Source organism: Flavobacterium okayamense (assembly GCF_019702945.1).
GTDB classification, from domain to species: Bacteria; Bacteroidota; Bacteroidia; order Flavobacteriales; family Flavobacteriaceae; genus Flavobacterium; species Flavobacterium okayamense.
In genome coordinates, this window is record NZ_AP024749.1 from 1 (window position 1) to 12,925 (window position 12,925).

At 30.8% G+C, this 12,925-nt stretch carries 14 protein-coding genes; 5 read left to right on the top strand and 9 right to left on the bottom strand.

The annotated features are described in order from the left end of the window. Window positions 1-100 precede the first annotated feature (100 nt). The 3 genes from dnaA to KK2020170_RS00015 are packed head-to-tail and all read left to right on the top strand — an operon-like array spanning window position 101 to window position 2,705. A complete protein-coding gene (gene dnaA / locus KK2020170_RS00005; RefSeq protein WP_221258772.1) occupies window positions 101-1,528 on the top strand; it encodes a chromosomal replication initiator protein DnaA in 1,428 nt (475 codons plus the stop codon). Continuing rightward, the gene (locus KK2020170_RS00010; RefSeq protein ID WP_221258773.1) at window positions 1,528-1,986 is read left to right on the top strand and encodes a low molecular weight protein-tyrosine-phosphatase; all 459 of its coding nucleotides are present in this window, start codon (window positions 1,528-1,530) and stop codon (window positions 1,984-1,986) included. Before dnaA ends, KK2020170_RS00010 begins: the two co-directional genes overlap by 1 nt. Further along, complete coding sequence (locus KK2020170_RS00015) at window positions 1,983-2,705, top strand: SAM-dependent methyltransferase (RefSeq protein WP_221258774.1); 723 nt, start codon at window positions 1,983-1,985, stop codon at window positions 2,703-2,705. Before KK2020170_RS00010 ends, KK2020170_RS00015 begins: the two co-directional genes overlap by 4 nt. A gap of 2 nt (window positions 2,706-2,707) precedes the next feature. Here KK2020170_RS00015 and KK2020170_RS00020 read toward each other — a convergent pair whose 3' ends face one another. The 5 genes from KK2020170_RS00020 to dapF form a co-directional block, all read right to left on the bottom strand. After that, a complete protein-coding gene (locus KK2020170_RS00020) occupies window positions 2,708-3,349 on the bottom strand; it encodes a peptidoglycan-binding protein LysM (RefSeq protein WP_221258775.1) in 642 nt (213 codons plus the stop codon). A 96-nt stretch (window positions 3,350-3,445) separates the two neighbouring features. Next, the gene (locus tag KK2020170_RS00025; protein ID WP_221258776.1) at window positions 3,446-4,354 is read right to left on the bottom strand and encodes a DUF2279 domain-containing protein; all 909 of its coding nucleotides are present in this window, start codon (window positions 4,352-4,354) and stop codon (window positions 3,446-3,448) included. Window positions 4,355-4,358: 4 nt separating this feature from the next. After that, a complete protein-coding gene (gene mltG, locus KK2020170_RS00030; RefSeq protein WP_221258777.1) occupies window positions 4,359-5,399 on the bottom strand; it encodes an endolytic transglycosylase MltG in 1,041 nt (346 codons plus the stop codon). Window positions 5,400-5,408: 9 nt separating this feature from the next. Beyond that, window positions 5,409-5,933, bottom strand: a complete 525-nt coding sequence (locus KK2020170_RS00035) for a GNAT family N-acetyltransferase (RefSeq protein WP_221258778.1) — start codon at window positions 5,931-5,933, stop codon at window positions 5,409-5,411. Further along, the gene (dapF, locus tag KK2020170_RS00040) at window positions 5,934-6,716 is read right to left on the bottom strand and encodes a diaminopimelate epimerase (protein WP_221258779.1); all 783 of its coding nucleotides are present in this window, start codon (window positions 6,714-6,716) and stop codon (window positions 5,934-5,936) included. It lies immediately after the preceding gene. 132 nt (window positions 6,717-6,848) lie between these two features. Between dapF and KK2020170_RS00045 the strand changes: the two genes are divergently transcribed. Together KK2020170_RS00045 and KK2020170_RS00050 are read left to right on the top strand one after the other, a co-directional pair. After that, on the top strand, window positions 6,849-8,228 hold the full coding sequence (locus KK2020170_RS00045) for a Do family serine endopeptidase (RefSeq protein ID WP_221258780.1): 1,380 nt from the start codon (window positions 6,849-6,851) through the stop codon (window positions 8,226-8,228). Between the two features lie 126 nt (window positions 8,229-8,354). Next, window positions 8,355-9,803: a glyceraldehyde-3-phosphate dehydrogenase gene (locus tag KK2020170_RS00050; protein ID WP_221258781.1), complete on the top strand. Its 1,449-nt coding sequence runs from the start codon at window positions 8,355-8,357 to the stop codon at window positions 9,801-9,803. Window positions 9,804-9,852: 49 nt separating this feature from the next. On the opposite strand, the gene KK2020170_RS00055 is transcribed toward KK2020170_RS00050, so the two are convergent. From KK2020170_RS00055 to KK2020170_RS00070, 4 genes are all read right to left on the bottom strand, one after another. Beyond that, entirely contained in the window at window positions 9,853-10,743 is an 891-nt protein-coding gene (locus KK2020170_RS00055; RefSeq protein ID WP_221258782.1) for a hypothetical protein, read from the bottom strand. An 18-nt stretch (window positions 10,744-10,761) separates the two neighbouring features. After that, the gene (locus KK2020170_RS00060; protein WP_221258783.1) at window positions 10,762-11,652 is read right to left on the bottom strand and encodes a hypothetical protein; all 891 of its coding nucleotides are present in this window, start codon (window positions 11,650-11,652) and stop codon (window positions 10,762-10,764) included. Window positions 11,653-11,724: 72 nt separating this feature from the next. Continuing rightward, window positions 11,725-12,390 (bottom strand): Crp/Fnr family transcriptional regulator, encoded by a 666-nt coding sequence (locus KK2020170_RS00065; RefSeq protein WP_221258784.1) that lies wholly within the window; start codon window positions 12,388-12,390, stop codon window positions 11,725-11,727. Window positions 12,391-12,392: 2 nt separating this feature from the next. Then, window positions 12,393-12,908 (bottom strand): TlpA family protein disulfide reductase, encoded by a 516-nt coding sequence (locus tag KK2020170_RS00070; RefSeq protein ID WP_221258785.1) that lies wholly within the window; start codon window positions 12,906-12,908, stop codon window positions 12,393-12,395. Between the last annotated feature and the right edge of the window lie 17 nt (window positions 12,909-12,925).

Sequence of the window (12,925 nt, forward strand, 5' to 3'; positions counted from 1 at the left end):
TCACATATTTGTTTCCCCGAATTAACCAAAAGACATCTATTGTCTTTATTCTGAATTACAGTTAATTAATCTAAAAAACAACTATAAAAGACTAACATTTATGAGTAGAACTGCGCAATCAGTATGGGAAAACTGTCTGTCATTCATAAAGGATAACATCCAGGAGCAAGCCTATAAAACATGGTTTGAACCTATACAGCCAGTAGACTTAAACGAAAATGCGTTATCTATTCAAGTCCCTAGTAAATTTTTTTACGAGTGGCTTGAAGAACACTATGTTAAACTTTTAAAAGTTGCTTTAACAAAAGAACTTGGTAATGGCGCAAAGTTATTGTATAAAATTAAGATGGAAAACTCTTACAGCAATAAACTTCCACTTACCCATCAAATTCCAAGTAATGACAGACAACCTGTAAAAACTCAGGAAGTAGATGTCCCTATTGTTCAAAAAGACCCAGAATTAAAAAATCCTTTTATAATTCCTGGTATCCGTAATATAAATATTGACTCTCAATTAAACTCTAACTATAGTTTTGACAACTTCTTAGAAGGAGATTCTAATCGATTGGCTAGAAGTGCAGGTATGGCAGTTGCTAATAAACCTGGTGGAACTTCTTTCAACCCATTATTGATTTTTGGTGGAGTTGGTTTAGGAAAAACACACTTAGCACACGCCATAGGTGTTGAAATAAAAGAAAAGTATCCAGAAAAAACTGTTTTATATATTTCAGCTGAAATTTTCACACAACAATATATAGAATCGGTTAAGAAAAACACTCGTAATGATTTTATTCATTTCTATCAACTAATAGATGTTCTAATCATTGATGATGTTCAATTCCTTTCAGGAAAATCTGGAACACAAGATGTTTTCTTCCATATATTTAACCATTTACATCAAAATGGAAAACAGGTTATTTTAACATCTGACAAAGCACCTGTTGACATGCAAGATATAGAGCAACGTTTATTATCTCGCTTTAAGTGGGGATTATCTGCAGAATTGCATCAACCTGATTATGAAACAAGGGTATCAATTTTAAACAATATTTTGTATCGTGATGGTGTTGAATTACCTGAAGATATAATTGAGTATGTTGCTAAAAACATCAAGTCTAATGTTCGTGAATTAGAAGGTGCAATAATTTCATTAATTGCACAATCTTCATTCAACAAAAAAGAAGTAACAATAGAACTTGCAAAACAAGTTGTAGAGAAATTTGTTAAGAACATTAAACGTGAAATCTCTGTAGATTACATTCAGAAAGTAGTTTCTGATTATTTCCAATTAGACATAGAGACTCTACAATCTAAAACAAGAAAACGTCATGTTGTTCAAGCAAGACAATTAGCTATGTTTTTTGCAAAAAAATTCACTAAGAATTCATTAGCAAATATTGGAAGTCAAATTGGAGATAGAGACCACGCCACAGTACTTCATGCTTGTAAAACTGTTGATAATTTAGTTTCAACCGATAAGCAATTCCGAAAATTTGTAGAGGATTTAAACAAAAAGCTATCGCAATAATGCCTACCAAGATTTTGATGGTTTGTTTAGGTAACATTTGCCGTTCGCCATTAGCTGAAGGCATCTTACAATCTAAATTACCGAAAGATAAATTCATAGTAGACTCTGCTGGAACTGGCGGTTGGCATGCTGGAGAAAAACCAGACAAGCGTTCCATTGAAATTGCAAAAAACAGAGGATTAAACATTACTAATCAAAGAGCTCGTCAATTCAAAGTTTCAGATTTCGACACTTTTGATTATATTTATGTAATGGATATGTCGAATTACAAAAATGTTTTAGCGCTTTCACAAAACGACAACCATAAGCAAAAAGTCAAATTAATCCTAAACGAACTCTTCCCTAACGAAAATGTAGAAGTTCCCGATCCATATTATGGCGGACAAGATGGATTTGAACAAGTCTATGACATGCTAGATAAAGCTTGTGATGTAATCGTTGAAAAATTAAAAAAATGAAACCAATACAATTTTTAGGAAAACTATATTTAATACCAACAACTTTGGGTGAAATGCAACCTGAAGATGTTTTACCTCAAACCATAAAAAGAAGTATTGATTTTATTGATCACTATATCGTTGAAAACGAAAAAACAGCCAGACGTTTTATTAAAAGTGTTCATCCAGAAAAAAAACAATCAGAATTAAAACTTAATCTTTTAAATAAACACACCGAAGAAAGTGATTATCTTAAAATGATGGATCCGCTTTTAAATGGAATGAATGTGGGTTTAATGAGCGAAGCCGGCTGTCCTGGCGTGGCCGATCCTGGAGCTGTAATTGTAAAAATTGCTCATGAAAGAGGTATTCAAGTTATACCATTAGTTGGACCAAGTTCTATTTTATTAGCAATTATGGCGAGTGGAATGAACGGACAAAGTTTTGCTTTTAACGGGTATTTACCTATCGATGCAAGTGAAAAAAGAAATGCTATTAAACAATTTGAAAAACTTTCACTAGAAAAAAACCAATCACAATTGTTTATTGAAACGCCTTATAGAAACAACAAATTATTAGAAGATTTAATTCAAATATTAAGTCCACAAACACTTCTATGTATTGCTTGTGATATTACACTTCCAACAGAATTTATTAAGACAAAAACTGTAAACGAGTGGAAAAAAAACAAGGTCGACTTACATAAGCGACCTTGCATTTTCATTATTCACAAAAGTTAATATTATAACTCTACTTTAGCGTTTTTATCGGCTTGGATATGTGAAACATCGTAACCTCCGAATTTTTTTATGTAACTTCTTAACGAAGTTCCGAATCCATCTTTAAAACCGCTTCTTCCATTACTTCTCAGGTATTTTTTTACAGAACCTGCACCACCTAAGTGAGCTGCAGCTAATAAACCTGATTCAGTAATTTCAACTCCGTTAATTACGCGACCGCAATATTTTTCAATTTCTTTGCGTAATTCCCATTTGTTTCTTGCAATTAAAGCTGTAAAAGCTTTGTTTTGCCATTCTGCATTATACAGAAAAGTGTTAAAGTCGTAAATACCAATTGTACGCAATGTACTTCTTCCAAATTGATATTTTCCCATGTAACCAAAAGGATTTACTAAACTCAATTTACCTCTTGATTCTCTAAAAGCAATTGCTTCTCTAAATCCTACAAACGTTTTCCCAACAAAAGGAACTATAACATCTGCATTGTCTTCGTTTTCTTCTTCAAGGGATACACTATAAACATAGTTTTCATTACCTGTTAAGTGAAACCCTTCTACTCTTTCGTTATCTACCGATTTAAAACCAGTTAACACTAATTGAACTAGGATGGTTAGTCCCAAAAAATACGAACCTTTTCTTATCATAAATTTTCATTTCTCAGCGTCTGTCACCCATCTGAAATTTGCGATGCAAAGATACAAAAAAAATTATATTATTGATTTACAGGATGTTAATTTTTTCTAAAAGTAGATTAAGTGCCCTTTAAGCCCGTTAAAATCACCTATTTGAAGTGTCGGTGCAGGTACTTTAATTGTGTTGAAAACAGAAAAAAGTGTCTTTAAAAAATGTGATTTTGTTTTAATTTTCGTCAAATCTACATCAAGACTTAGATAGAATTCACGTTTTGATTTTTGATAAAATCCTTCGTCAAAAGCTTCATATTTTGATCCATAAAGCATACCATTTCCACCGTACCCCAATGCAATGTTTAACCATTTTGGAAATGCTTTAGATTTAGTAAACGAATGTAAGTTAAATGACAACCAATACGTTTGCCCATTATAATCTTTTATAACTTGTTCATTGAAACTACTTCCTAAGGTTTCTGGTCGTAATGGAGCATAACGCGTTTGATGGAAAGAAAATTTAGGTACTATTCGTTGCTCATTCCAAATTAATTCTTGTGCTACATACAAACCCGTACCAGAAGCATTTGCTAACATATCACCCCAAGAAAATCCCCATTCTTGCGAATGTCCATCAAAAATTTCAACCACAGTTAAAAAACCAAAACCAACAGTTGAACCATATAATAGTTGCTCATTTTTTGAAGCACCACTCCAAGCTAAAAGTTCAGCACCAGCTCTACCAACATGATATGTAGAATAAAAATGACCTACTTTATCTAATTGCAACCATTGATTGTTATCGTCAACAGTATGAAAGTTTGATTTAGGATAATCTTTATACCACAATTGATTTAAACCAACTAAAGCTGTTCCTAATACTATACCTTCTGAAATAAGTACAGTCTTTTTTCTTTTTATATTTAAAGTATCTGAAGGCTTAAAAAAAGAATCGAATTTAGATTGCGAAAAACTAACTATTGAAAAAATAAGAAGTAAAAAAAGTGATAATCTATTTTTCAAAACCTTATCTGTTAATTCCTAATTTATTTACCCAATTAGCGTATTTTCTTGCATTAATCATATGCTGTTCATAATTTGAAGCAAAAGCATGAAATCCAGGTTTATCAGGACTTGCACAGAAATAAAGGTAATCGTGTTTTTCAGCATTTAAAACAGCATCAATAGATGATATATCTGGCATTGTAATTGGCCCTGGAGGTAACCCTGGATACTTATATGTATTGTAAGGAGAATCAATAACTAAATCTGCATGCAATACTCTTTTAATTACCTGATCAAAATCTCCAGATAGTTTTTTTATAGCATAAATAACAGTAGGATCAGCTTGTAAAGGCATACCTGTTTTTAAACGATTCAGATAAACTCCAGCTACTCTTGGACGCTCACTAACTTTTGCTGTTTCTTTTTGAACTATTGAAGCCAAAACAGAGACCTGTAATGGTGTAAGATTTAAATTTTGCGCTTTTAATTTTCTTGCATCTGTCCAAAATTTTCGATACTCCTTTGCTAATTTATCTGCTAATGTTTCAGCTGAAGTATTCCAGTAAAATTCATAGGAATTTGGGATAAATAAACTAAGTGCATTATCTTGATTAATTTCATTCTTAGTCAAAAACTTTTCATTTGTAAAAGCCTGAACTAATTGCAAACTATCAGGTTCAAGTTCGGCAGCTAATCTTTGTGCTAATTTTTCAATACTTTCTTGATTATTAAAAGAAACTTTTACAGGAATATTACTTCGCAAAGCACGAATCATATCAAAACTTGTCATTTCTTTTTTCAATAAAAACTTACCAGCTTTTACATTTGAAGAATATTTTCTTTGATTAGCTACAAAATCAAACTTATCCATATCCTTTATAAATGGACTTAATTCTTCTTTAGCTTGTTCGTAAGTTGCATCTGTTGGAATATACACAAAAACTTCTTTTTGATTAAAAGTTGTATTTGGTGTAAATGCTTTAGTATAAATATAAGCTGCAATTATTCCAGCTATTACAATTCCAGAAACCGCTATAATAGCAATTAGTTTTTTTAAATTCAAGAGTTGAGTTTATTCGTTAATTAATTGAAATAATGCTTCGTCTTTATAAACGTTATTTACCTTATTCCATTGTTTTTTTATTCCTATTTTTTGAAAACCAAATTTAGTAAAAAGTTGCAAACTTAATTGATTATCTGTTCCAATGTTAGCATATAATTGATGCAATTGTAATTTTGAAAAAGAAAAATTAATTAAAAGCTTTAAAGCTTCAGAACCCAAGCCCTTATTTCTATCTTTTGAATCTTGTATAAGAATACCAATACCTGCTCTAGAATTTTGGGGGTCATAATCAAACAAATCGATTAACCCCAATGGATCCTTGGAATCGTTATAGCAAATAACTAAACGCAATTGTTTAGCTTCATAAATATCTTGTTGAGCATTTTCCAAATATTGACGAATTAAATACCTACTATATGGAGTTTGCGTATGACTAATCTCCCAAATAGACTCATCATTTTCAATTGCATAAACAAACTCTAAATCCTCCGGCTCTAGCGCTCTTAAATAAATATTTTCACCCTTTAATGTCATCTAGATTTCAATTTCACCTCTAAATACAAATTTTGCCGGACCAATTAAAAAAACATCAGAAAAACTTCCATTTTTCTCGTTAAAGCTAACTGCCAACTCTCCGCCTTCAACATTCAATTTAACTTTATTAGAATCCGTTTTATGATTTGCATACATTGCCAATGCAACAGCTGTAACTCCAGTACCGCATGACAAAGTTTCATCTTCAACTCCACGTTCGTAAGTACGAACTGAAAATGTGTCGTTAGTAACTTGACTTACAAAATTGATATTACTTCCCGCATTACCATAAAGTTCAGAATATCTAATCTTTGCGCCTTCGTCTTTTACATTAACTTTTTTTAAATCATCTACTAATTGAATATGATGAGGAGAACCTGTATTTAAAAAAGTATAATTTGGTTCAATTTTAATCGAATCTACATCTATCATTTGAAGCGAAACAATATTATTTTCATCAATAGACGCATAATGATAGCCGTCAATAGCTTCAAACTCAGCTTCATTATTAATAACCTCTAGTTGCTTTGCAAAAGCTACTAAACTCCTTCCTCCATTCCCACACATACTACTTTCATTTCCATCAGAATTATAGTACACCATTTTAAAATCATATTTTTCATGATTTTCAAGTAAAATAAGTCCGTCAGCACCAATACCAAATTTTCTATTGCATAAAAAAGCAACAAGTTTGGTATCATTTTTGGGAAAAAACAAAGTACGATTATCAATCATTATAAAGTCGTTACCCGTACCTTGATATTTGTAAAAAGTTAATTTCATATTTAATGTAAATTCGAAAACAAATGTACGGATTATTAATAAGATGTTAAACATTGTTAATCGAACGTTAAACTGATTTTTTGTTAAAATTTTGTCATTAATTTTACTTAAGAATTTAAAAGCTAGAAGAAAATGAAAAAAATTGGAAGTTTACTTGTATTATCACTTTTAAGTGGTACTGTAACATTAGGAGCTTATAAATTATTTTTAGAACCTAAATCTAATACCATTACTACTGTAGCTCCTACATTTAGTAAAAATGTAAGCTTAGGAGCTGAAAATATTGATTTTACAAATGCCGCAGACATGGCTGTTCATAGTGTTGTACATGTTAAAAATGTAACAACACAAAGAGTTTATAGAAATCCGTTTGAGTTTTTCTTTGGAAATGGAAGCGGATCTCAACAGCAAATGCAAATTGGAACAGGTTCAGGTGTTATCATTTCCGAAGATGGTTATATTGCTACAAATAATCACGTTATACAAAATGCAAGTGAGTTAGAAGTTACTTTAAACAATAATAAGTCTTACAAAGCAAAATTAATAGGTACTGATTCTAAGATGGATATTGCGCTTCTAAAAATTGATGCTGATGAAAAATTACCCTACATGGTTTTTGGAGATTCAGATGGACTTAGAGTTGGCGAATGGGTTCTTGCCGTGGGAAATCCTTATAATTTAACTTCTACAGTTACAGCTGGAATTGTTTCTGCAAAAGCAAGAGATTTAAGCAATGAAGGTTTACAATCTTTTATTCAAACTGATGCTGCAGTAAACCCAGGAAACAGTGGAGGTGCTTTAGTTAATACTAGAGGTGAATTAATTGGAATAAACACTATGATTTCTTCACCTACAGGAAGTTATGCTGGATATTCTTTTGCAGTTCCTTCAAATATTACTCGAAAAATAATCGAGGATCTAATGCAATTTGGTAATGTTCAAAGAGGAATTCTAGGTGTTGAAGGAGCTGAGCTAAACAGCGCGGCTGCCGAACACTATGGTGTTTCTGAAACACAAGGTTTTTATGTTAACGGAATTACCAAAAATTCTGGTGCAGAAAAAGCCGGAATACAAGAAGGTGATGTAATTATCAAACTAGACGATAAAAGAGTTAGAGGTTTTTCAGACCTAACTTCTTACATTAATACAAAAAGACCAAATGAAATTGTTAATGTCACGGTAATTAGAAATGAAAACGAAAAAATAATTCCAGTAAAATTAACTAAAAAAGAATTAATTACTTACGAAGTTAACGGAATTGAATTTGAAGAAATAACATCTTCTGATAAAAAAGAGTTTGGAATTACATTTGGCGTTAAAATTAAAGATGTAACTAACAGTTCCGTATCGGACTATGCAGATTACTTAAAAGGAAGTATTGTTTTAAGTGTTGACAATGTAAAAGCAAAAGACATTGATACTATTACAAAATATTTGAAAGAAAAAGGGAATCAAAGATCTCAGTACCAATTATTAACAAAAAATGGTACCATTGAAAGAGTTATCTTCTAATTATAATTAATTATTAATTCGAACCACGCCTTTTGCGTGGTTTTTTTATTTAAAATATTTTACGAAAACGTTTGAAATGAGTATTTTTGCACCAGTTTTAAAAACAACACATTTATTTTTTACTTCATGAGTAACCATTCTTTATACGAAAAAGAGCTTGCTTTTCAAGCAGACAGAAGAAAAGCTTGCGTTGAGTTCATTAAAATCATTAGTGATTTATGGTATGACAAATCAATCGAATTGATTTTATTTAGAAATCAATTAATCGATAGAAATGTTAGCGACATCATCAATTTACATGAATATGCTGGTGAATTTGTTCGCAAACCAATTAATGTTTTTGACTCTGTTGAAATCGCTAGTGCTATTCAAAGTTTAGATTTACCACCATCAAGAATTGATATTGGTAAATTAACGTATGAATATCATTTAGAAGATGACAAATACAATGACGCCAAAGCATTTGTAATTGACAAGTTAAAAAATGCCAAAGATTATTCTGAAATCAAACCAAAAGATGTTGTCTTATATGGTTTTGGTAGAATTGGTCGTCTTTTAGCTCGTGAAATGATGAGCAAAATTGGAAAAGGTCAACAATTAAGACTAAGAGCAATTGTAACTAGAGATAAAAGTGACGCTGTTCTTTTAGAAAAAAGAGCTTCATTATTACGACATGATTCTGTTCACGGTGACTTTGAAGGTTCAGTTCAAGCAGATGTGGAAAACAATGCTTTATTAATTAATGGAACTACTGTTCACATTATTACCGCTAACGGGCCAGAAGAAATTGACTATACCCAATATGGCATTGAAGATGCATTAGTAATTGATAATACAGGTGCTTTTACTACTGAAGAAGCATTAAGTCGTCATTTAACTTCTAAAGGTGTAGATAAAGTTTTATTAACTGCTCCTGGAAAAGGTGTTCCTAATATTGTTTATGGTGTAAATCATACAGATTACAATCCAGATGAAGTAAAAATTTACTCTGCTGCTTCTTGTACTACAAATGCTATTACTCCAATTTTAGCTGCCGTAGAAGAAACATTAGGTGTTGTAAAAGGCCATTTAGAAACAATTCACGCGTATACAAACGACCAAAATTTGGTTGATAATATGCATAAAAAATACCGTCGTGGTAGAGCTGCAGCTTTAAACATGGTAATTACTGAAACAGGTGCCGGAAGTGCTGTAGCTAAAGCTTTACCAAGTTTGGCTGGAAAATTAACTTCTAATGCAATTCGTGTTCCTGTACCAAATGGTTCACTGGTAGTTTTAAATTTAGAAATAAGCAAAGAAACGACAGTTGAGGCATTAAACGACATTATGCGTAAATATGCATTAGAAGGAAATTTAGTGGAGCAAATTAAATTTTCTTTAAACAATGAGTTAGTATCATCTGATATTGTTGGAACTTCTGCTCCTTCAATTTTTGATAGCAATGCTACAATTGTTTCTGCAGATGGTAAAAATGTAGTTATGTATGTTTGGTATGATAACGAATATGGATATAGCCATCAAGTTATTCGCTTAGCTAAATATGTTTCTAAAGTAAGAAGATATACTTACTATTAATAGATATTTACATAAAAAGAAAAAGCCCAACAAATGTTGGGCTTTTTTATTAAAATGAAATCTTATATTCTAAGTTGGCTACAAAACCTCTTGTTAAACCGTCTGGTCTTTTATCTCTTACTACAAGAGGTGAACCAAAACTTAACTCTAAACTATTTCTTTGATTAATCATATAATTCAAATACAAATTAGCATTTAAAGTTAAACCATTCGAACCTTTAATTTCTTTTTCAACATCATCAACATCTGTAAATTTATCATTAGCTAAATGGTATATTGGTAATAAACTCGGAGTAATCAAGAATTTATCTGCAATATTCAATTTATAAGAAGTTCTCAACAATATGTCTCCAGCTCTTTTAAAGTTATTTGTAGAAATATAATCTGAACCAGATGTAGCTAAAAACTCGTTATTGTTTTGAGTTAAAGGCTGTTGGTATGCAAAAACAAAAGCCCAATTTTTATAACTTTTTGAAGTTCCAAGAATTAAATCTAATGTTCCTAAACTAGGTTGAAAATCCATTGGCAAGGCAAATCCATTATCTTTCAGATTTCCATCCGTAAAAGGAATTTTTAAACCTCCAATAATCTTAACACTAGAATTAACAGAATAACTAGCTGTTAAGTAAGCATCAGCAAGGGATGAAGAACTAAATCCATCAACACTTTGTGACAAATAAGTAAGCTTTGCTAAAACTTCCCAATTTGCATTCAATTGTCTTGAATATTCTAAATAAGACCCAAAAACAGAAACATCATTATCTGCAGCACCTATATTTGCTCCAAATTTCAAACTATTTGAAAAAGAAATTGAGTCTGTTGCTGTTCCCTGAAAATTTTCTAAAGTACAAAACCCTGCATCGCTACAACCTTGAGAAAATATATTTTGATAAAAAAATACAGCAAAAATTAATACTGTTGATTTAAATATTCTACTCATAACTATTCATTTTAAAAATTATCTAGTAAATGTTCCTTCAGGTAAAGATACTAAGTTTTGATTCATATTTAAAACCGTATGCGTCGTTGCCGACATAGGAACATTATGCACTAATGGTTTAAGTAAAAAAGGTGAAGGACTATTATCTGGTTCAGGTTCAATACTAATTACAATTGTACCACCTCTTAAATCTGTTGGGAAAGTTAAACCTGTAGGAGCATTTTGAAGAAAATCTTCACCAGGATAAGATGGTCCGTTACTAGAGTTTCCTTTAAAAGGAGAAGTAGCAGCATTTTCATCAGCCATATTTGTTGCTAAAAATTTACCAGTACTTACAGGCTCACCATTTATAACAGCCCAACCCTCATATTTCCAACCATTAGGCAAAGTTGGTAAAGTCAATCCATTCATAGGTGTACCTGTTGAGTTATCTAAAAACCAAACTCCGCTTTCTTCGTTATCCATAGAACCGCCATCTGTTGGAGTAGCTAAAATATATTTACCTGCAGAATTTGAAAAATCATTACCTAAAGCAGAACTGTGAGTTACATTCATAATTCCAGAATTTCCATTAAAATTTCCTGCTAAAATATGTACAGCACTTGGAGCTGGATCATCTCCTACTGCCGGTTCAATTGTTAATACATAAGAAGTTGCAGCATTTAAGCGATTCGTATTTAATTCAAAAGTTGTTTGAGAAAGTTCTCCTAAATCATTAACACTAAATCTACCCGCTGTGACAATATTTCCACCACCAACTAACCAACCTTCATATACATAATTTGGAACTAGATTCTCTAAACCTTGAATATCAATTGTAAGATTACTTTTACTTACATTATCATCATTATCACTACTACATGATAAAAACAAAAAAGACAATGTTCCAAATAAAAAAAATTTCTTCATAGCTTAAAATTTATAATTTGACATAAACAAAACTATACAAGAAATTATTTTTGAAATGTTATGTAACTAACATTACTGTGATTTTATTAAGATTTCTCCTCTAGTAAAATCTAAAAAGCCCTCATCTTTTAATTCATTCATTAGGATATTAAGGGTTGGACGAGATGTTCCTATCAGAGTTGCCATATCCTTTTGCGTATAGGGATGTTTTACAACTGTATCACCTGAAACTTTGTTTTGATAACCAAAATCCTCTCCTAATTCTTTTAAAAACTCTTTTAATCTTGTCTTGGTATCTTTAAACAATAGCAATTGTAATCTGCGTTCTAATTTTTTAAAACGATAACCAATAAACTTATAAATCTTCAAACTAAACTCTTTATTCTGTCTCAATAAGTCCATCATTTCTAAAGAAGTGATTGGACAAATCGAAGTGTTTTTCTCAATTGCTTGAGCAAATTCATTCCTATTTTCTTCTCCTAAAATTGCCTTTTCTCCAAAAATTTCACCTTTCGATAAAATTGCCATAACAATTTCTTCACCATCTTCAGTTATGTACCCAACTTTTACTTTACCTGAATTAACTAAATAAACCATATCTGATTTATCTTCTTCAAAATAGATATAATCATTTTTATTAAACTCGTTAAAATTATGAGAATCTTTATATTCCTTAAATTTATGTGGACAAAGAATTGTAAATAAATTTACATCTTCAAAATACCAAAGTGAATTCATAATTATTGTTTTATTAGTCCATCAACTATTTCATAGAATAAATTCGAATTCCAATTTGCCAGCCCCAAATTATCTACTACTATTCTTCCTTTTTTACTAATTAAATAAGCTCTTGAGTATTCATCCATTTTCATTGGACTTGGAATTGGACTTAAACTAAAAAAGATTGGGAATGTATAACCATTTACTTCTATAATTTTTCGAACATCAACTTGACTGTCATTTGTAACAAAAACAAACTCTAATTTAGTATTATATTTATTATAAAACTTTTCTAATCTGTCAAGATTATCTAAATTCTCTTTATCTGAAGTAGACCAATAGTACACAAAAGTTACTTTATTAGCTTTTGTAATAAAATTTTGACTATTACCATTTGGAGAAATAATCTTCCAATCATAAAAAGAAACAACTTGCTGCTTTTCAAATTCTATCACATTAGGTTCTGGAAACTCTTTTTCACAAGCAGTAAAACAAAATATTACAATTAATTGTAATAAGTAAAATTTTAATTTCATTCTATTAGTTTTTTATA

Excerpts from the sequence above, each read along its gene's own strand:
- dnaA (WP_221258772.1), top strand. The coding sequence starts at position 101 with ATGAGTAGAACTGCGCAATCAGTATGGGAAAACTGTCTGTCATTCATA.
- KK2020170_RS00010 (WP_221258773.1), top strand. The coding sequence starts at position 1,528 with ATGCCTACCAAGATTTTGATGGTTTGTTTAGGTAACATTTGCCGTTCG.
- KK2020170_RS00015 (WP_221258774.1), top strand. The coding sequence starts at position 1,983 with ATGAAACCAATACAATTTTTAGGAAAACTATATTTAATACCAACAACT.
- KK2020170_RS00020 (WP_221258775.1), bottom strand. The coding sequence starts at position 3,349 with ATGATAAGAAAAGGTTCGTATTTTTTGGGACTAACCATCCTAGTTCAA.
- KK2020170_RS00035 (WP_221258778.1), bottom strand. The coding sequence starts at position 5,933 with ATGACATTAAAGGGTGAAAATATTTATTTAAGAGCGCTAGAGCCGGAG.
- dapF (WP_221258779.1), bottom strand. The coding sequence starts at position 6,716 with ATGAAATTAACTTTTTACAAATATCAAGGTACGGGTAACGACTTTATA.
- KK2020170_RS00045 (WP_221258780.1), top strand. The coding sequence starts at position 6,849 with ATGAAAAAAATTGGAAGTTTACTTGTATTATCACTTTTAAGTGGTACT.
- KK2020170_RS00050 (WP_221258781.1), top strand. The coding sequence starts at position 8,355 with ATGAGTAACCATTCTTTATACGAAAAAGAGCTTGCTTTTCAAGCAGAC.
- KK2020170_RS00055 (WP_221258782.1), bottom strand. The coding sequence starts at position 10,743 with ATGAGTAGAATATTTAAATCAACAGTATTAATTTTTGCTGTATTTTTT.
- KK2020170_RS00060 (WP_221258783.1), bottom strand. The coding sequence starts at position 11,652 with ATGAAGAAATTTTTTTTATTTGGAACATTGTCTTTTTTGTTTTTATCA.
- KK2020170_RS00065 (WP_221258784.1), bottom strand. The coding sequence starts at position 12,390 with ATGAATTCACTTTGGTATTTTGAAGATGTAAATTTATTTACAATTCTT.
- KK2020170_RS00070 (WP_221258785.1), bottom strand. The coding sequence starts at position 12,908 with ATGAAATTAAAATTTTACTTATTACAATTAATTGTAATATTTTGTTTT.